This window comes from Bradyrhizobium iriomotense (assembly GCF_030160715.1).
Classification (GTDB): domain Bacteria; phylum Pseudomonadota; class Alphaproteobacteria; order Rhizobiales; family Xanthobacteraceae; genus Bradyrhizobium; species Bradyrhizobium iriomotense.
This window is the reverse complement of sequence record NZ_BSOW01000047.1, coordinates 39,774-58,472: the sequence shown is the minus strand read 5'-3', so window position 1 is coordinate 58,472 and position 18,699 is coordinate 39,774. Positions and strand designations below refer to the sequence as shown.

The 18,699-nt window shown below is 57.9% G+C and carries 14 protein-coding genes; 3 read left to right on the top strand and 11 right to left on the bottom strand.

What is annotated here, in order from left to right; all coding sequences use genetic code 11:
• Nucleotides 1-147: 147 nt before the first annotated feature.
• On the bottom strand, nt 148-852 hold the full coding sequence (locus tag QQL28_RS40865; RefSeq protein ID WP_284274774.1) for a lytic polysaccharide monooxygenase: 705 nt from the start codon (nt 850-852) through the stop codon (nt 148-150).
• A gap of 901 nt (nt 853-1,753) precedes the next feature.
• On the opposite strand from QQL28_RS40865, the gene QQL28_RS40860 reads away from it, so the two are divergent.
• A complete protein-coding gene (locus QQL28_RS40860; protein WP_284274772.1) occupies nt 1,754-2,791 on the top strand; it encodes a cytochrome-c peroxidase in 1,038 nt (345 codons plus the stop codon).
• A 47-nt stretch (nt 2,792-2,838) separates the two neighbouring features.
• Here the strand turns inward: QQL28_RS40860 and QQL28_RS40855 are convergent, their stop codons facing one another.
• The 5 genes from QQL28_RS40855 to panB form a co-directional block, all read right to left on the bottom strand.
• Nucleotides 2,839-3,411, bottom strand: coding sequence for a hypothetical protein (locus tag QQL28_RS40855; RefSeq protein ID WP_284274767.1), 573 nt, complete (start codon nt 3,409-3,411; stop codon nt 2,839-2,841).
• A 235-nt stretch (nt 3,412-3,646) separates the two neighbouring features.
• Nucleotides 3,647-3,850, bottom strand: coding sequence for a hypothetical protein (locus QQL28_RS40850; protein ID WP_284274765.1), 204 nt, complete (start codon nt 3,848-3,850; stop codon nt 3,647-3,649).
• A gap of 467 nt (nt 3,851-4,317) precedes the next feature.
• Nucleotides 4,318-5,253 (bottom strand): S1/P1 nuclease, encoded by a 936-nt coding sequence (locus QQL28_RS40845; RefSeq protein ID WP_284274763.1) that lies wholly within the window; start codon nt 5,251-5,253, stop codon nt 4,318-4,320.
• 1,755 nt (nt 5,254-7,008) lie between these two features.
• A complete protein-coding gene (panC, locus tag QQL28_RS40840) occupies nt 7,009-7,875 on the bottom strand; it encodes a pantoate--beta-alanine ligase (RefSeq protein WP_284274761.1) in 867 nt (288 codons plus the stop codon).
• 14 nt (nt 7,876-7,889) lie between these two features.
• A complete protein-coding gene (gene panB / locus QQL28_RS40835; RefSeq protein ID WP_284274759.1) occupies nt 7,890-8,762 on the bottom strand; it encodes a 3-methyl-2-oxobutanoate hydroxymethyltransferase in 873 nt (290 codons plus the stop codon).
• Between the two features lie 653 nt (nt 8,763-9,415).
• On the opposite strand from panB, the gene QQL28_RS40830 reads away from it, so the two are divergent.
• Nucleotides 9,416-11,050 (top strand): outer membrane beta-barrel protein, encoded by a 1,635-nt coding sequence (locus QQL28_RS40830; protein WP_284274758.1) that lies wholly within the window; start codon nt 9,416-9,418, stop codon nt 11,048-11,050.
• Between the two features lie 1,026 nt (nt 11,051-12,076).
• On the opposite strand, the gene QQL28_RS40825 is transcribed toward QQL28_RS40830, so the two are convergent.
• Both QQL28_RS40825 and QQL28_RS40820 read right to left on the bottom strand, forming a co-directional pair.
• Nucleotides 12,077-12,505, bottom strand: coding sequence for a hypothetical protein (locus QQL28_RS40825; RefSeq protein ID WP_284274757.1), 429 nt, complete (start codon nt 12,503-12,505; stop codon nt 12,077-12,079).
• Nucleotides 12,506-12,896: 391 nt separating this feature from the next.
• On the bottom strand, nt 12,897-13,139 hold the full coding sequence (locus QQL28_RS40820; RefSeq protein ID WP_284274756.1) for a hypothetical protein: 243 nt from the start codon (nt 13,137-13,139) through the stop codon (nt 12,897-12,899).
• 183 nt (nt 13,140-13,322) lie between these two features.
• Here QQL28_RS40820 and QQL28_RS40815 point away from each other — a divergent pair, with 183 nt between their 5' ends.
• Complete coding sequence (locus tag QQL28_RS40815) at nt 13,323-13,679, top strand: hypothetical protein (RefSeq protein ID WP_284274754.1); 357 nt, start codon at nt 13,323-13,325, stop codon at nt 13,677-13,679.
• Between the two features lie 29 nt (nt 13,680-13,708).
• On the opposite strand, the gene QQL28_RS40810 is transcribed toward QQL28_RS40815, so the two are convergent.
• The 3 genes from QQL28_RS40810 to QQL28_RS40800 all read right to left on the bottom strand — a co-directional run bounded on the left by QQL28_RS40810 (nt 13,709) and on the right by QQL28_RS40800 (nt 18,319).
• Entirely contained in the window at nt 13,709-15,397 is a 1,689-nt protein-coding gene (locus QQL28_RS40810; protein WP_284274753.1) for a hypothetical protein, read from the bottom strand.
• Nucleotides 15,398-15,873: 476 nt separating this feature from the next.
• The gene (locus tag QQL28_RS40805; RefSeq protein WP_284274752.1) at nt 15,874-16,179 is read right to left on the bottom strand and encodes a hypothetical protein; all 306 of its coding nucleotides are present in this window, start codon (nt 16,177-16,179) and stop codon (nt 15,874-15,876) included.
• Nucleotides 16,180-16,243: 64 nt separating this feature from the next.
• Entirely contained in the window at nt 16,244-18,319 is a 2,076-nt protein-coding gene (locus QQL28_RS40800) for a methyl-accepting chemotaxis protein (RefSeq protein WP_284274751.1), read from the bottom strand.
• Between the last annotated feature and the right edge of the window lie 380 nt (nt 18,320-18,699).

Here is an 18,699-nt window from a genome sequence, read left to right as displayed (position 1 = left end):
GATACCGTGCACATGTACGTCGCAAGAAAAAACGTACTCGAAAATCGCGAAATACCCCCTATTTTAAAGGGCGAATGTGTTTCGCGACAGAAACTAGACTAAGTCGTCCAAGTGCCCGCTGCATTTCGGCGGCAACACTCCGCCCCGTCAATCGGGGCCACTGGCGCTCGACGACTTGCGTTCCTCGAACGTCGCGTCGACGATCTGATAGAACGCCATCGGGCTACTGGCGACTTCCCACACCGCCAAAATAACGTGATAGCCCGTGCGCTTTGGCAGGTCGCACAGGTGCTCGGTGGGCTCCTGGGGAATGAGGTTGGCATTCGGATCCCAAAAGGGCTGGCCTGGATTCTGAACCGTGCAGAATGGCTTCACCTCGAACTGCGCGCGCGCGAGCGGCGAGGACGGATTCCAGCCCATCCGTGTGATGAAGTAGTTCCAACGCCTCGTAAGGTGAACCGAGCCGTATTCCCACTTGAACTTCTGCTTCGCGCCGGAGTGCAGCGGAATCTTCTCCCAGCGCGTCGGCGTCTGCTCATTGAGCAAGGGCACATCACCGCGCACGCTGCTGCCGGCGATGTGGCCGTCCTCTGGTGGCGCCGCATTCTGCACATCGGTCGGCGCGGTAGAGTCTAGCAGCCCTCCCTTCATAGCGGGGAAGAACTTGCCGCTCTCCATCGAGCTTGCCCTTTGCAAATTAATTGGACAATCCTTGTTCCTGTGTTCGGCACACAGCACGACGCGTGAGGCTGGTTCGGTGAGGCGACCTTGCGCGAACGCGCTCGCAACGACGAACAGCGATGCCGCGCCGCCGAAGAGCGCACTGGACCAGGGTCGAAATAGACGCCTCATAGTTCTTTTCGTAATTGTCGGATTGTCGGTCGAAGAAGGGCCGCGAAACCGAACCCGGTGACTGCCATCAGGCCGCCCGGCCCCGTAGGTGGTCAGCGAACAGCCCGCTGCCCGGCAGCGCTCGCTTGCACCTCGCTCTCTCCAATACCCAAGGCTATTCCAATAACGGCGCGTATGCCGGCCAATTGAGCCGTACGGCAGTGGCGGGTTGATTATTTCAAGTAGCTTCGCTTTAGACATGAGAAACCTCTTCATCCGCTCTCCTTGGCACCCCGTTACACTTTCTGCTTGCGGGCAAGGCGTGCCATGGGATGTAGCAAGTCACCTAAAATGTCGTGGTGCACGCCGCTCAAGACGCGCGCCACCAATCCATCCAGGCCGACAGCTAGCTTAAGTTTATTCGAGCGCCGCGAAGCCATTATCGAGCTCGGCGACGCCTCATCTCGGCGCGACAGGCGTAAGCCTTGCCTTCCGGACGCGATACAGATCGAAGCCACTTGGGAGTGCGGCTCGCGCGGCGCGGCGGATGCGGCGCAGCTTCAATCGGCGGGATCGCATTCATGGTGTAGCGTCTATGGCATCGATTTGGATCCAATTGAGCAAGTAGCATCTGACCGCGCGGCACAGGTGTCTGCGATGTCGCGGTGTTCCTGCAATTGACGTGCCGTTAGACAGACGCATTTTGCCTTCTCGAAGAGCGGCAAAACGACATGCTTCGTGCGAGGTCGACGTACTTGTGTCGGGCTACTGCCAACGTGTCGCGAAGCCGACGTCGAGCAGGAAAACTTGCAGCGCGAGAGTTGGCTCAGTTTCTGCATGGTTGCAGGCATCATGTAGTGAGTGCCGCCCCGAAGAAATGTTGTTTCGGTAGCGGCGTCGAAAGAACCGGAAGTCTCACGTGATGCGCAAGGTGTCTATTGCTGCCGTTCTAGTGCTCGTCTCATCCCATGCTATCGCGAACGACGATTTGCTGATGGCGGCAGAACGAATTTTCAAACCGATCCCATCTGCCATCCCCGCGGTAAAAGACAATCCTGTCACGACCGAGAAAGCCGAGCTCGGCAAGATGCTGTTTTTTGACCCTCGGCTCTCGGCGAGTGGGATCATTAGCTGCAATACGTGCCATAATCTCGGCACCGGCGGCGTCGACGCCGGTCCGACATCCGTTGGTCACGGCTGGCAAAAGGGACCGCGTCGAGCGCCAACCGTCTACAATGCGGTGTTCAATGTCGCGCAGTTCTGGGACGGACGCGCGGCGGATCTCAAGGCACAGGCCAAGGGACCCGTTCAGGCGAGCGCCGAAATGAATGCGACTCCGGGTCACGTGACGAGGACGTTGAATTCGATGGAAGACTATGTCGGCAAGTTCAAGCAAGCGTTCCCGCGTGATACACCGCCGGTCACCTTCGACAATTTCACGAAAGCGCTCGAGGCTTTTGAAGCGACCCTCACGACACCGGCGGCTCCGTTCGACCAGTATTTGAATGGCGATGCCAACGCGCTGGACGATCAGCAAAAGGCGGGATTGCGGCTGTTCATGAACAAAGGATGCGCCTCCTGCCATAACGGAATCAATATTGGGGGACAGGATTTTTTCCCGTTTGGTGTAATCAAAAAGCCTGATATCAAATTGCTTCCTGCGGCCGACAAGGGACGGTTCGCGGTCACCACGGCCCCCAGCGACCAATACGTATTCCGCGTCGCTCCCTTGCGCAATGTTGCCTTGCGGGCTCCCTACTTCCATTCGGGTCAGGTTTGGACTCTCAAGGAAGCCGTGGGAATCATGAGCGAAGTCCAGCTCGGCGCCAAGCTCAGCGAGAAGGAGAACAACGATATTGTTGCGTTTCTTAATTCACTGAGCGGGCGCCTGCCCAAGATCGAGTATCCGATACTGCCAACGCGCACAAAGGAGACGCCGCCACCCTCCTTGAGCAGATAGTGTCGTTCTTCTACAAACGGGATCGCTAGGCGTCGGATCGATCTTGTCTACGGTTTACTTGCGGCGCGGCTGCTGCGTTGGCAGCGGCCGCGATTCCGAGTGCATTCAGGCCCATCGAAGTGATCCCCAAGCAATCGCGACCCTCTCCATGTCGGCCGGAAGAAGCACCGGATCAGGGTGAAGAACAGCAAGCATCCCGCGATCGGCCTGAGCGCTGTAACGGAGGTCAGATGACGACAGTCATTCAAAATCTGCTCGCCCGAAAGCAGAAGCTCATTGAGCAACTTGATTTGACCCAAGACGTCGAGCAGCGCGAGGAGATAGAGCGTCAGCTTGAGCAGGTAAACACTGCCCTTGACCTTCTTGATCGACCTAAGCAGGCTCGCAAGTGAGAACACGAGACCAAAGCCCAACGCGATCTGTAGAGCTTCTGGTTTTCCAGCAAAGACCCGCTCTGGATCCTGTTGCCGAGCCTCAGCGTCGCGCCCTCGCTGAAACGTCGGCCAATGACGACGCAAGATGGCGGTTCCAGAATTAACCTGCAGCGGCGACATCAAGCTTAATGCAAGGGTTTGTTTGCGGTGGCGCTGCGCGGCGTCTAGGCTCGCCGCACCGGACATTGCCCCGTCCGGGTCCACCCGAGGCGAAGCCGTCGCGCCAATATACTCGGCGCGGCGCTTCGTTTGGTCGAAAGCGTTATCCTGCGCGCAAGCTGCTGTCCGCCGTTTCCTTCGCCTGTCTCTGAATCACTTTGCTCGCGCTAGTCGTTGCTGAGTTAACCCGCTTGGGCGTAGAGGCCGCGGCCCCGACGCAGCAACACCAAGCTGCTCGGCTCCGCTGAACGATCAGCCTTCCTCACTCTGGCGCGATCGTCGCAAGCCCAGCTTCGATGATTGCGATTTCTTGGCTGACTTGCGCGACGGTTTGTCTTGGATCGATGCCGGTGACGCTGCTTAGTTGCCTCAGCAGCTCCCGCCGGTGCGCAAGAAGCTTCTCCAGCGCGGCACGATCGTTTAGCCTGACGTAGCCGTTGACGATTAACTCAACTGAATGCGACATCTACCACCCAAACAAACAATGCTCCCAAAAGGTCGATCTAGCAGATCACGACAGCGGCGCGGAGCATCGCACAGCGAAAACCTTGATTGGTAAGACTAACGAGCAAAGCTCCTTGTCGCCATGCATTAACCGCGCCCATTCTAATAGCGGTCGCGAAGGTGCCGATGTTTCGCGTAACTGGCGCCTTCGCGGCAAGGGGCCGCCGCTTCCAGAATCGGCGGCCCCGCCCAACGCGAGCGACCAATGCCAGGGCGGCTGCCAAATGACAGGAAACGCGTCACTGTATCATCCGCGACTTTCCTTTCGAAGACGCTGGCATACGCCTCAATGGAAAAACGTGCCATCCTCCTGGCAGGCTCGTTCTTACTCAAAATGATCCGGCAAGGAGCCGTGAACACGAATAGCATTTAGCAATGTTCATCGGCCATCGTACGCAACAACTTATGATGAGCCCCCCAGACAGACGCTCATTTGAACGCATCGTTCAGGATCGCCGCAATCCTGGCGCCGGCGAGCGCAATCCGCTGGTTGGCGATCCTATGCGCCCTCGATTGATAAGCCTTCGTGAGTTTGTACGGGCCGTCGCCGCCGCGGATCGGCGGCGCGTACACTGACGTCTTGGCGATCTGGAAGCTCTCCTGAATCCAGTCGTTCTCGTCCGTCGATCCGGCATCCACGGTGCGAAGATCCGCCGCGGCGTCGATGGCATCCTGTGGTGGCGCGCTGGTCGGTCCCAACAACCCATCCCAGAAGGCGTGGAGCTCTCTGGCGCTTCCACATTTGGTGCAACTGATCTTCACGTCGTTCCCGCCGGCGTCGCCATCCTGCTCGGCGTGCGTGAAACGGGAGGTCGCGTGCAGCGGTTGGTGCAGGTCACTGATGAGATGCAGCAGCCAGGAAAGATCGTATGAGCGTACGTCGTCCGATGCCGTCTTGTCCGCAAGCGTCTTCTTGAAGACAGCGACTTGAGTCTGCGCGTTGGGCGATTGCGGCTGCTGCAATGTGGTGCCATCCGTCGAGAACGGTTCGTCAATGAAATGCCAGTACTTGTGGCGAAAGTGATCGGCATAGCCGATATTCTGCGACGCTTCGGGCGTCTGCGGCGCGACATCGCCGTTTCTGTCGCCATCGTTGTGATAGTCGCTGAGCGATTTGATCTGATCCGGCCACGTTGCCGCCTTGACGAACGCGACTTGGTCGCGCTGGTTCGCTGGCACGCCCTGGATCCAGCCATCGTATTGAGGATTGAGCTTCAAAAGGCGCGTGGCTTCCTGCTTGGCGGCTGGCGTCAGCTGATTCCAGGCCAGCGCAGCTGCCTCCATGTGTCCGAAATTATTCCAGGCCTTGGCGGGCGCCCCAAAGAGCACTGCACAGCCCAGCGCGATCCAGAAACGTGACTTCATGGAAAATCCTCACTGATGAAAAAGTTGAAAGAACTCGCTTACGTTGCGACCATGTATTCATACACGTCATTTATAACTTCGAAATGAAGGAAAGACCGTGCTTGCCACGCAGAGGTCTCCAAAGAGAGCTCATATCAAGCGCTGATCGTATTGCCGGCGAGGTTTTGCCTTAAGGGCCACCCGGTGCCATCCCACAATCACGCAAAGGTCCCAATCAGTTCAATCAGCAATCACGACCGCAGTGACGCGCGGCCTGCACGAAACCTTAAGAGCTTAAGCCGACGGAGGTCTTTCAGACCTAGAGGGCCCGCCGGGATGCGCCGCCCTATTGATCCACGACATTGTGGCGACCCCAACTTCAAGCCAGCATGAAGCGGCAGTCAGCAAGGCAACGAGCCCAACAGGAACGAGATCTTGCGCATCGCGCCCAAGGAAGGCACGCGGGTTGCGGTAAAGGAAGGCGACGTTTGCTAAGTGACAGCATCGGTAGCAATCATAGCCGCAATATTCTCTCCGCGTTACTACATCTCGCAGGTAGCCAGTACCCAACGGCCGAGAACAGGTCGTGCAGGTTCGCTCGCCGTGCGGGGTGCGGTGATTCACCAGGATGAATTTCATAGCATGACCCCGTTAGGGTGCTCCGTCCGTGCCTTGAGATTTTGCCCGTGGTTCGAGTTCGAAAGGGCGCCACTCTCGGGCGACCGCAGATCACATGCGAAAGCGCGGGGCCGATTGCGACGAATATCCTGGACTGGCAGTAACAACCGCTTACCGGATTGGTCACTCGAGAGGCATCCAAAATGAAGAACGCAATGCAATCTTCTTCAAGATCTCTGTGATACCCGGCGGTATTAGGCGGCTCGCAACCAGCGAAGCCATTTTTGATCGGCTTCCCGCCGCGCCTTGAACCGGTCGATGCATTTCTTGGAACAAAGAGCCGTTCTCCAGCAATAGTAGCGGATCAGACCGAACTTTCCACCGCAGATCGCACAACACCTTGCTGAACCATGCTCCGAATTATGGAAGCTGTTTTGCATTCTCGCCTCCTGTCGGCGTTAGTGGGCTTTTCCTTCGGCGCAGCACGACGCGCACGCGACGTGCGGCTTCACCCCGGCGTCCAGCCGTCCGGCTTGTACAGACACCGCGCAATCGCTTGATGTGCACCGATTTGACGAAGCAACCGCTCCAGTGGAGGGCTTCGCCAAGGCTGCTCACAATAAGCGTAATTTGATCTTGATTAGTGCAATCAATAGCCGTCTGAAGTCTAAATCCTGCGCTCTTCTGCCAATTTCTGACGAATTTTAACTGGATTGATCCGATGACACGCATTTGGCAGCGCTGCGGACAGTTAGCATCGATTAGCACTGTCAAAAAACGGCATTCCCGCCTCGAGCTTCTCGATCAGCATGGCCACTGCGAGCCAGCCGAGGTGTGACCTTTGTGTTTGGCGAGCTGACGTGCTGCGCTACTCTAAGAAGACGGACGGCAAGAAGACGGACGGCATGTAGAATGAAATTTTAGTATCTGCGTTTCGATATCGCACCGCTCAGAAAAGGTGGGTTGCGCGGGCGGCGGGCAACGCACAACCACCACACGACGAGATCGGTCGAATCGGACAGAGACAGGACGGTGGTCGCTCAATCGGCCGTCGTTTCGCTATGCGCTTGTGACGTCGCGCCCGTGCTCAGCAGTAAGCACGGCGCGTAGCGGGTCATGCCTTTTTGCTACGCAGCGTCGCCGCGCTCGATGTCGTCGCTAGAGCTTGATCGCGTATTCCGTGCTCACTTCCGGCCTAAGAATTACGTTATCGATCAGCCGCGTCGAGCCGACGTAGGCCGCAGCACACAAGGCAGCAGGATGACGCAAGGGACTTAAGGCCGGCTCAAGCGTGTCGGCATCGACGAGCTCGATGTACTGCAGCCGGTCGACTTCATCCAAATGCCGCCTGGCGATTGCGATAAGCTTCTCGCATTGGCGCTCGCCTGCACGAAATTCGGCCTCCGCAGCGAATAGAGCGCGACTGATCGCAAGAGCTCGCTGGCGGTCTTCTTTACTGAGGTATCGATTGCGGCTGCTCATGGCGAGCCTGTCCGGTTCCCGAACGGTTGGCACGGTGACGATCTCGATCGGAAGATTGAGATCAATTGCCATCCGACGCACGACCGCACATTGCTGGAAATCCTTCTGTCCAAAAAATGCGATATCCGGCCGCACCATGTTGAACAGCTTGCAGACGACGGTCGCGACACCACGAAAGTGTCCAGGCCTGAACGCCCCGCACAATGATTTTGCGAGCTCGCCGGGTTCGACGAAGGTCTCAAACTGAGCTGGATAGACCTCCCGCGCATCTGGAGCGAAGACGATCGCGACACCGGCCTCACGACACAGCTTTTCATCGCGCAAAAAGTCGCGCGGATAAGTGCTGAGGTCCTCGGTTAGGCCGAACTGAGTGGGGTTGACGAAGATACTTACGACCGTGAGGTCGCATCGCGCACGACTCGCCTCGACCAATGCCATGTGGCCATCGTGCAGGTAGCCCATTGTCGGTACGAAGCCAACTCGTTTGTCACGAGCTTTTGCAAGAGCGCTACGAAGCTCAGCGACCGTCGTAATTGTTTGCATGTTTGAGCTTTACATCAGGTTGGATTGGAAGGCGCCCAGTTTGCGATCGCATCGCTCAACCCTTCGGGAAGTCGATAGGATTCTTGTGGCGTCGGGAATGTACCGGTGCGGACATCTGCGGCCCAGCGTGACAGCGCCTCCTGCAATAACAGAAAACCCTCGACATAGGTGCGAACGAATTTTGGCCGATGACTTTCAGTCAAGCCAAGCACATCGTGGAACACAAGCACCTGACCCGAACAACTGGGGCCGGCCCCGATTCCAATCGTCGGTATTGTCAGGGAGTTGGTCGCTCGGGCGGCGAGCTCGGCTGGGATACCCTCCAGGACGAGAGCGAAGCATCCGGCCTCCTGCAGACAGTGGGCGTCGTCGAGCAGGCGCAGGGCATTATCGGCGTTGCGGCCCTGCACCTTGAAACCACCCATAACATTGACGCTCTGCGGCGTCAGGCCGAGATGGCCCATCACGGGAATCTCACAATCGACCAAGGCGCGCACGATTTCGGCGCGCTTGGCCCCACCCTCGAGTTTCACGGCGTCGGCCCCTCGCTGCAGGAAGCCTCCGGCGTTGCGGATCGTCTCCTCGGGACTGAGGTGGAAGCTTAGAAAGGGCATGTCGGCTACAAGCAAGGCACGAGGCTTTGTGCGCGCCACGGCTTCGAGATGATGGTTCATCATCGCCATGCTGACCGGCAGCGTGTTATCGAAACCGAGGCAGACATTGCCAACGCTATCCCCGACAAGGATGATGTCGACGATGGGGTCGGCGATGCGTGCCGTCACCGCATCGTAAGCGGTGGTCATGACCGCACGTCGTCCCTCCCCCTTCCACCGCTGCAGCACTGGAATCGTGACGCGTTCAACAGGCGAGTCCGAAATATGGCTCATCTTAAGTCCGATCCGTCGACTAACCCACATACCCAGAGTCGTCGCTTCCTTGGGAAGGCGAGAGAAATTTGTCAACGGTGAAGAGAAAAAAGAAAGCGATCTCTCCAAAGTTAACGGAGGGCGTCCAAAAACATCCAATGATTGCGCGATCATCGAATAAGACTTTCCAGATGCCACCGACATACGGACCGATTGCGCGGCGGGCGCGCGCCGGTTTGCCGGCTGGACGACCGTTCCACTTTCTCATCTCGGCGTTACCGAGAAGATCTCGCCAACTCGGCGACCCGTCGATCCCGGGATATCGGGATATCGGGCTCCACGGATGCGGTGATTTCGTAGTCGTTGATACGGAAGATACATACATTCGGCGGGCCGGTCGTATCGCTGGTCGTTGTCCAAGTCGAGCGATTGTCGCGTAGACGACATAAAAGCCGAAAACGCCGGGAATACGCATCGCGGCCCGCTGGCATCGATCCTGCACACCACAAGCGGCGTGGAAGCGGGCGCTACAACGTTGGCCGTTGGGAGCTTCGTTGCAGTTAGCGCGCGCGTCGTCTTCGTGAGGTGATATGCGATCTGGAGTTCTTGTTGGGGGAGCTGCAACAGTTGCGCTCGTTGCATGCGGTGTCGCTAATTCGGCGGATCTCGACCCGGTGATCAAGCTGCCGCCGACAGTGTGGAGCTGGACCGGAGCGTATGTCGGCGTCCACGGCGGCGGTGGCTATGGCCAAACATCCTTCAGTGACCCCTACGGCCCGCCAATCTATGGCGACGCCATCAGTACCCCTGTATTCATGGCCGGAGGTCAGGTCGGCTACAATTGGCAACGGTATAGGTGGGTTTTCGGCGCCGAACTCGACGCGAGCTATACTGTCTCCGATGGGACTAACAGCTGCTTTGCCTTCTCAGGAATTGCTGTGATCGACACTTGCAAGGCAGGTCCGAACGTCTTTGTCACAGGGACCGCGCGTGTCGGTTATACCTTTGGCCCGCAGGGCCGAACGCTGGCCTACGTCAAGGCAGGCGTGGCCTGGCAAAACAATCGCGGCGAAATCGCCAACAACAACGAATTCCGGGCGGGGACCTTCGCTGGGTACCCGCGGCAGACAACGCAATTCGACTACGGCCGTTTCGGTGGGACCGTTGGAGCGGGCGTTGAGCAAGCCCTCACGCCTGCTTGGTCTGTCAAATTCGAGTACGACTATATGGGGTTTGGCGGGCCCCATCTAGCCACCCCTCCGACCATGCAGTATCCGCCCGTTGCAGTCATCCCCGGCAACACAACCAGATTATCCAGCAACTATCACGTCGGAAAGGTCGGCTTGAATTACCATTTTGACGCCACGCCGAGCGCGCCCAAATGGTCCGACGCGCTGCTGTACCCGGAAAGCGCGCCCCCCAGCGTGAAGCCTGGCGATTGGTCGGTCGAAAGCGGCTCACGGGTCTGGCTCAGCCGAGGAACATTCCAATGGGACTTCATCCTTCCGCCCCCAATGCCTGGAGATGGCGGCATTCCTAGTTCAAGGCTCACCTATCACGGGCTGGATGGCATTTCCGGCGAATTGTTCGGGCGTCTTGATAGTCCCTGGGGGATATTCCTGAAGGGCAATATCGGCGTCGGACGTTTCAACAAAGGAAAGCTGAACGACGAAGATTCCAGCATCGGTGAAGTGGCCTACAGCAACACGCTGTCAGGCCAGGCGAATGGAAAATTCATGTATTACACCGCTGATGCCGGTTACGATTTTCTACGCGGTCGCACCTATAAGCTGGGGGCATTTGTCGGATGGACCTATTACGGTCAGAAGTCGGATTCGATGGGATGCTTGCAGACCGCCTCGTCCTTGCCGTTCCGGCCATGCGCCTTGCCGCAGCAGCTCATCGGCACTCAAGACAGCAATTGGAATGCGTCGCGCATTGGTTTTAGCGCTGAGGCCATGCTGCTTGAGCGCTGGCGCGTGACCGCCGACGTCGCTTACCTGCCATGGACCGACTTCAGTGGTCGCGACAACCATCTTCTCCGCGACAACACAACTTTCTACGATCAGCGCGGGAACGGTGGCGGGGGTGTTCAGATGGAAGGGACGCTATCCTATTTCCTCAGCAAAAACTTCAGCGTTGGCGTTGGTGCCAGGTATTGGGCAATGTGGACCAAGAACGACAGCGATGTCACCTATAACTGCAGCGGCTGCAACGGCCCCGGTACTCTGGTTCAGACCCCTCTTCTAGCGAAGTACAGCATGGAGCGATGGGGCACGTTCTTACAGGCCTCCTACAGGTTTGACTGAAGTGCGCTGCTGCCGGTGATGGAGTCCAAGATCAGGTGTTTTGTCCAGCCGGCGGTAGTGAAAAGAGACGTTCAGTCGCGAGTTTAAGATCACCCTCCCCAAGCTGATCAGGAGCGCGTGATGTACACCCTCACCGACGACCGCGCGCGCCAGGAGGCGGTGTGGCAGGCGCTGGGTTGGAAGAAGGGGTCCCATGTCACCGCAGGGCTTTGACCGAGGAGCAGGCGGCCAGTGACCGGCGCGCGCAGTTTGTCGGGACGGAAGCCTATGTTGAGGCAGGCGGTGTCGTCACCCGCGCCTACGATCCCTCACCGAGGGGTGTCAGCGACCGGGTGAATGCCGCCACCGATTAGTCTCCGAGCATACCGGCTCATCTTGATAATTGCTCTGCGGCCCTTTGGGCCACACAAGATGGCCAACTCTCGAGAGACCCATGAAATCCATTCAATGTGAAAGCCACGAGCTCGAACGACATCGACCTCCTTCACTCGGGCAAGCGTTCCGAACTTCTGCGATGTCCACGCTGCCGTGAGGTGGTCCGGTATGCGGAACGCACGCGCATAACGATCGACGGTCGCGCGGTCGCGACGAGTTCGGCCGAGACTTCGAAATGAAGCGACGTGATGCCGCGCCCCATCGCCCGGCATTACCGTTCGCCTAAATGCTTTTGACCAAGCAAATCTAAGGGGCCTGGCGTCTGAAGGGGAGTGCTTGTGCTCGGCCGCAGCCGTTTCCAAGTCTTCCGCGCTGCGCTTTTGCAGACCGAGAAATACCCCACGGGCTGCGTCCGCCCTTGCACTTGCCTCACCGGTCTCGCTGACGGGCAGGGCCTCAGCGCGGCTTTTGCGCTGAAACCTGTAACCACAAAGGAGACCCAAGATGACCAAGAACACCCAACCCAAGAGCGGCAGCGAGATTTTCGTGCCGCGGAACATGCTGAAGAAGTCGCCCCCGCAACGTGCGCAAGGGCGCGCATGCGGCGGCGGAGGTCGAGGCGCCGGCGGCCAGCATCGCCGCGGGGCGGACTCAACGCGCCGTGACACGTCCGGTCCGCCCCTCCATCACCGAAGCCCTGGACGATGACGGTGTGCCGAGCAAAGCAAGCTGCGTGCCGACCGCGAAATTAATGGGTTGATAAACGGCCGGGTAGACTACTGCTGTTTCTTTACGTTCAACTGTCCGTTCCAGAGTGTCACCTGGAACAGGCCACGTTTGCGATAGTTTCTGGTAGGCTGCCGGCACATTGATTGCAATCGTATCGAATTGCTTGCCGCACGCTTTGCGGGCTATCGAGACACCAACCTTCTTGATCTCGACGGTCGCATCAGAAGGCAGCGACGTGGACACGTCCCTTCCGCCTTTCAGCACATAAGCTCCTACGTCCACCCGATTGAGGTCTTCAAACTTGGGCTCCGGCACTTTGTGCCCGATATCTGGAGCGTACCAGGCCGTCACCTGGACAACTGCACACTCTTGGACCAAACGGCGGAATGTTGATGCAGTCCCTATCACGCCCTCTCATACTGCCCGCTCCGGTCGCCACCAGGCCACCTACCGCGCAGTTCTGCGAGGAGCTGCCGATGTTGCTCGTGTCTACCCATGCCGCGGCGCACTGGATTTCCTGCGCGCCAGCGGGGAATTCGAATCGAACGCCAGCAGAAGTCGTTTGCTCACAACCCATCGCCGCGGATGCGATACGAGTGGCGATGTCGTGCGGGTCCCCGAGTATTTTACTTGTAAGTCATAGAGATCGGCACCAGGAAGGGCGTTGGCATTGAACCTCAATCCTTCTCGGAAGTCCAGGCGACAGGCCAGAAACCGCCATCACGGCTGTGGCGGGAGCACACTAAGGAATGTACAAGACGGCAAATAGTACGAGCGCGGCAAGAGCGCAGATCACCAATGTCTTGCTGACCAGCGCACGTCTCTCGATTTGCTCGGCCGCATAACCGAAACTTCGCGCGAGATTGAGTAAGCCGTCTCGTTCGAGCTCTCCTGTCGAGTGCTCAGCCTGTAGCAGGTAACTCTGCTCCAGCCGCCGAAACACTTTCGCATCTCGCACTCTGCGCGCCTGCACAGCCATACGCATTGCCCCCATCACAAATGCCGCTCACGTCGCGGTGAAGTAATGTCGTCGCCGTTGTGAGATGCGCGAAAGCTATCCGCGAAGTGCGAGATGGATATGACTGTTAGCCACCAAATCAGATAGTTGAGACGACAGCATCTTATTAGCACACTCCGAGGATTCTGCCCTTCACTCGGAGGAGAGGCCATGAGGCTTGATGATGAAAAGGAAAGAGAAGGCGAAAAGGGAGCAATGACGGGCGGAGGAAGGCACGAATTTTTCGTGGTGAATCTGACCAATGAAAAGCTCAAGGGGCATGTTTTGTGGAGAAGCAGCCGCAACGAGATCAAGCTCGACGTCAATGGTCTTGAACCTGGCAGGAGTTCACCGCGCAAGCAGTTTTTCCCGTCCGGTGGTCATCGGGATTATTGGCGATGGTCAGAGCTAGGCAGGGAATACCAGTTGAACTGTTACGATCGCGATACTTACGCGGCTATAACCATCAGCGGCTACGGAATCGGGGTGCTTGTTACCGACACGAGCCCCGATACGTGGAAGTGGTAGCACGAACGTCAACGACAATTGCGTCCTATTCAGCTTCGGCGGAGAAAAACCGCGCGCTCCCAGCCTGGGTGCCCGACAGTGGCTGTGTAGTTCACGCCTTGAATGGTGAGATTTGTCTGCGGCTCAGCAACGCTTGGCAGCACGTTATGCAAGCGCATCCCGTGCATGAAGTCTTCCGTCGCCCACTGGTCGCCGTGCTGCCAGTTCTGGGGAAGGTACAAATCTAGATCCGGCACCGCAAGCGGCGCGTGAACCGCGAGATATGCCGGGCGGGAGGTCGATGCCCCGATGTCCCACAGCGGCGAAGGATTTGGCTGATTAACACTGGCCGTCGGCGAATGGGTGGGTGAAGCCAATATCTCCAAAAGCTCTGCTGTGTCTAAACTTTCGGTTGGTAGCTGGTCAGCTTTATCCGCTGCCCGCCAAGTCTCCTCAGGAGCGACAGCCTGGACTGGCAAGGGTAACGCTGGGCTTGGCTGATCAACGCTGTCCGCCGGCGAATGCGTGGGTGAAGCCAAAATCCCCAAAAGCTCTGCTGTGTCCAAACTTTCGGCTGGCAGCTGGCCCGTTTGATCCGAGGCATTCCGAAGCTCCGCCGGATCGTAAATCGACCGCGAGGGGGTGGGTTGATCATCCAGGCGTCGCAGAAGCTCCTCTGAGTTGACACTTGCCACCGGTGACTGCACGGTCGGAGCCTCCGCGTGTCGAGAGCTGCCCGCGGCGTCACCTTGCGCGTTGCGGTAATCGCGGATGATGTTCAACCCTGTGATTAGATTCTTGTTGCTTGAGTATAGGCGTTTCGCCCGCCTGATCAGAGACCCGTGATCTAGCTTAGCAATTCCTTGGCCTTCATCTTTGAGCACTCCAGCAAACCTGTAAAGTTTGTCGGTATAGCGTTTGACGGTATGCTCGGGGCGCCCGCTGGCAAGAACCGCACTATCGATGAGATCCTTGTCCTCCCTCGATGGAATATATTCATCCTCTCGACGAGGGACACGAGCAGCTAAAAAATCGGGCTCACGGTACTCGCGAAGCACCTCCAACACGGAGGGCATTTTCACGTCATCCCCGAAGGACTCCTTAACGTAAGCGACCAGGGAATTGTGATCGCTCGCGGCAATTGTTTGCCCCTGAGACTCGAGACTCTTCGCCAATCTGCGAAGAATCTGCTCATTGTTCTCGGCGGTACTAGGCGTCCATCTTCGACGTCCAGCAGCCGCGCGGATGGCTGCCTCGATCAGGCTCCCATCCTCTACAGAAGGAACGTAACGTCGGCAGCCATCTGAGGCCCTGGGCTCGCGGTACTTACGAAGCGCATTCAATGCGGTAACCATTGATCCATCAGTGGGAAAGAACGCGTTAGCGTGCCAGAGCAAAGAATCGTGATCAAGCGCATCGATCGTCTGGCTCCGAAACCCAAGATGATTTCCCAATACGCGAAGAGCCCAGGTATAAGTGCCGACCGTGTGCGATTGTACATTCCTCCCAAAATGCTCGGCTGCCGCGTCGATGAGGGTCCGGTCTTTTTCAGTTAGATGAGGATAGCGGGGGTCTGGGGTTGCGCCCGCGGGCGGAGCGGCATTGGCCTGGCGCCCTTCCGCCAAGCGCTGCTCAAAATCCTCTTGCCCGGCCTGTCCCGCTTGCTCTTGTTGCAATATGGCGTGATGCGCCTCCGGCCGGCCTGACACATCGAATGGATCAACGTTGTTTGCGTCCACGCCAGCCTTACCTTCACAAGGTCGTCGAAAAGGATCGTAACTACCAGGGCTAGCTTTCGAGAAGCTGACTGAAATAGACCCCGAGCGCGGGACAGGCATGGCCGACAGCGCGATCCCTATAACTCTAACTCAATATTTCTGCCTACTCTTGTGTGCCTCGATCTCTCCTAAACATCCGCGGCCCTCCGTAGCGATCCGCTGACCCGGTTGCCCGAAGCGGAGACCCAAGCCCTTCGCGACCGCCTAAAGACGGGATAGCATGCACAAAGCTAGAAGGTGAACTCGAGAGCAGGCCGAATTCGGCCGCTCCCCTATGCTGGTTTGCCCGCGCCACCATCGCGCAGACGGTGGTGAGCTCGCGTACCACCGCGCTCGGATCCAGGCCGTGACGCAAGCGTCAGGCCGACGAAGCCAACGCTGCGGGCAAGGTTTGTGATGAGTCTGGGGCCGCCGGCAAACTCCGGCGGTCTCTAGTTTTACGCGCTCTGCCGCTCGTCAGAATTGAAACGAGCGGGTCCGTATTCCGCAACAATCCACTTGCTCGTCGTGACGTTGCCGCCCATTTCGTTCTCTGTTGCCAGACGCGCTGCTTCGAGCCTGGCCTCGGCAACGGCCAAACTGTCAAATGTGCCGACCAGCGTTGTGTTCGGCAGCCGATATCGCACGTTGTTTGAGCCAAGAATCCACAGTTTCCAACCCTGCGCCGCTGCTTGCTTCAAAAAGGTGGGGTGCGGATCAGGCCTGGTCTCCTTCAAATCATACGACGCAAGATAGGTAGGCATTCGGAGACCCCCAGTGAGAGCAAATAATCACATGGTCAAATAATTCTGCAGGAATTTCAGATGATCACGACCTGACCCCGGCGAGAAAGCCATCGACTTCCAGTTTGAGACGATGGCTGCTTTGGGCCAGCGCATTCGCAGATGTCAGTACCTGCGAGGATGAGGCCCCTGTACTCGAGGCGCTCCCTGCAACCTGGCGGATGTTACTGGCGACCCGCGTCGACATTTCTGCCGCATGTTGAATATTCTGCGCAATGTGTCGAGTTGCTGTACCCTGTTCTTCGATGGCAGCAGCAATCGTCGAGGCGATCTGCGAGATCCTGCCGATGCTGCTGCCGATCTCCGCGATCGCGGTAACTGACTCCTCTGTGGCCGCTTGGATATCTGCGATTTGTTCTGCGATGTCCGAGGTCGCCTTGGTTGTCTGCCTTGCCAGCGACTTTACTTCGTGCGCCACAACAGCAAAGCCGCTACCGATCTTGCCCGCACGCGCAGCCTCGATCGTTGCATTGAGAGCTAAAAGATTTGTTTGCCTGGCAATTGCGGCGATCAGCTCAACCACGCCCCCAATCTTTAGTGCCGCCGCCGACAGGTGCTTTATCCTTCGGTCGGTTTCTTCGGCCTGACGCACGGCTCCTCTTGCAATTTCTGCAGATTGCTCGACCTGGCGTCCAACCTCCATAGCCGACGCCATCAAGTCCGCGGTACGTGCAGCGACAACCCGAACACCGCCTGAAGTTTCCTCCGAGGCTAAAGCCACCTTGTCAGAGACTTCCTGTGTATCGTGCGCCGTGTCCGCCAGGCTGCGAGCGGAAGCCTCGAGCTCAGTCGACGCGGATGAGAGTGTGTCGAGGACGCCGCTGACTGCATTTTCGAACGTGCTTGCAAGGCTCTCAAGCTCCGCCTTCCGTCGCATCCCCGCCAAGCGGTCCTGTTCCATATTCGCGACAAGATCGGCCTGCGCCTTTTCACTCAATTTAAGCTTGAACGATTCCATGGCCTGCGCCATCTCACCGATCTCGTCCGAACGGCCAAGTCCGGGTAGAGTCACCTCGAACTGGCCGGCCGCCAGTTGGCGCATCGCTTTGGTCATACGTGTAATCAGCCGCGCCATTGTCTGTCCGACAACGATGGCAACGAAGCCGATGACGAGCGTGGCAAGCCCAACTCCCCAGCCCAGCATCTGGCGGATCTGCGACGCGCGCGCTTCCGCAGCGGCAGCGCTGGCATCAGCCGCCGCGATCGCTTTCAACAGCAGAGGACGATTTCGGCCGTAGATCTGTCCGAGATCATCAACCTGGTCATCCAATGCTTGTTGCGCAACCAGGAACGCCACGAAGCTCGACCGGTAGGACTCGATAAGCTTCTTCAGTTCCGACTTGGCGGCTGGCGCCAACTCCGAAGCAGCAAGGGCAGTCTCGAACTCGGCGACGCGCTTGTCCAGCTCATCGCCGTACTTCTCCTCCCGCCGCAGCATGAAATCCTTTTCGTGTCGTCGCATCATCAGCATCAACACAGTTAGCTGCGGCTGATTGATCTGCGAAAGCCGTGATTCGGCTTCATGCACGGCGTTGCGCAGCTTGCCCTGGAGGCCATCATTTTCGGCGAATCCGAGCACGCGTTGCGCTGAAACGATGTTGTTGAAACGTGTTGCATAAAGGCCGATTCCGGCACGCAGGAACGACACGTCTTTTAGGGGATTGCTCTCGGACAAGGAGGCAACATACTCCTCGATCTGATCGAGGCCGGCCAGCTCCTTCCTGATGCCTTGGTCGTGTTGCGCGATCAGCGCTTCATCGTGTTTGCGCAAAAACTCCAGTGCAAGCTGCTGCGACTCAAGAAACGCTTCTGAGATCGCCGCCAAGTGAGCACGAAGGTGAATGCTCTGGTCTGCCTCACGCTGAACCTGAGCAACATAATTGAGCCCAAGGACGCAAGTCATCCCTGTGACGACCACGCCCGCTATTCCAAGCATGGCAATCTTGGTTCGCAGGCTTGGGCGAAGACGACGAAGAATTGGCAATATGAGCCGTAGTAGTGCAATGATTGAAGCAAGCATCTGATTGCCCATCAATCCATCATCATTTCGCCGTTTCTGATCAGCACGCTCGAAACGATGGCTCGGCGAGATGCTGACCATTCGCAGCCTCTAATTTGAGTTTGTTACACAAGATTGACGGAGAGATCGGAGTCGATGGGCATGCCGTGACAAAAGCAGGCAGGCTGTGGTTTTGCGCTCTTTGTCCTTCGGCTTGCTCTGCGCGGTCGACCGGCTTACTCGCCGATCGTCGACAGTCGAAAGACAGGTTACGACTTCGGCATATCACGCCCTCGAGCTGCAGACTCGCGCCGTAGGCGGCAGCGCGCGCATAAATCGCGCGATCTTAGGCGCACTTGCGCAGGATTCATGTCGCCGAGATCGGTAACACCGATCTCGGCGGGCATATCACCAAGAGCTTCGTTTTCCGACGCCTTTTTTGATCTCTTCCTTTTGCCGGTTAGCCAGCGGACACTTTTCGA

What these genes read in the sequence shown, in the direction of transcription:
- QQL28_RS40865 (WP_284274774.1), bottom strand. Translation starts at nt 852, where the DNA reads ATGAGGCGTCTATTTCGACCCTGGTCCAGTGCGCTCTTCGGCGGCGCG.
- QQL28_RS40860 (WP_284274772.1), top strand. Translation starts at nt 1,754, where the DNA reads ATGCGCAAGGTGTCTATTGCTGCCGTTCTAGTGCTCGTCTCATCCCAT.
- QQL28_RS40855 (WP_284274767.1), bottom strand. Translation starts at nt 3,411, where the DNA reads ATGTCCGGTGCGGCGAGCCTAGACGCCGCGCAGCGCCACCGCAAACAA.
- QQL28_RS40850 (WP_284274765.1), bottom strand. Translation starts at nt 3,850, where the DNA reads ATGTCGCATTCAGTTGAGTTAATCGTCAACGGCTACGTCAGGCTAAAC.
- QQL28_RS40845 (WP_284274763.1), bottom strand. Translation starts at nt 5,253, where the DNA reads ATGAAGTCACGTTTCTGGATCGCGCTGGGCTGTGCAGTGCTCTTTGGG.
- panC (WP_284274761.1), bottom strand. Translation starts at nt 7,875, where the DNA reads ATGCAAACAATTACGACGGTCGCTGAGCTTCGTAGCGCTCTTGCAAAA.
- panB (WP_284274759.1), bottom strand. Translation starts at nt 8,762, where the DNA reads ATGAGCCATATTTCGGACTCGCCTGTTGAACGCGTCACGATTCCAGTG.
- QQL28_RS40820 (WP_284274756.1), bottom strand. Translation starts at nt 13,139, where the DNA reads ATGCGTATGGCTGTGCAGGCGCGCAGAGTGCGAGATGCGAAAGTGTTT.
- QQL28_RS40815 (WP_284274754.1), top strand. Translation starts at nt 13,323, where the DNA reads ATGAGGCTTGATGATGAAAAGGAAAGAGAAGGCGAAAAGGGAGCAATG.
- QQL28_RS40805 (WP_284274752.1), bottom strand. Translation starts at nt 16,179, where the DNA reads ATGCCTACCTATCTTGCGTCGTATGATTTGAAGGAGACCAGGCCTGAT.
- QQL28_RS40800 (WP_284274751.1), bottom strand. Translation starts at nt 18,319, where the DNA reads ATGGTCAGCATCTCGCCGAGCCATCGTTTCGAGCGTGCTGATCAGAAA.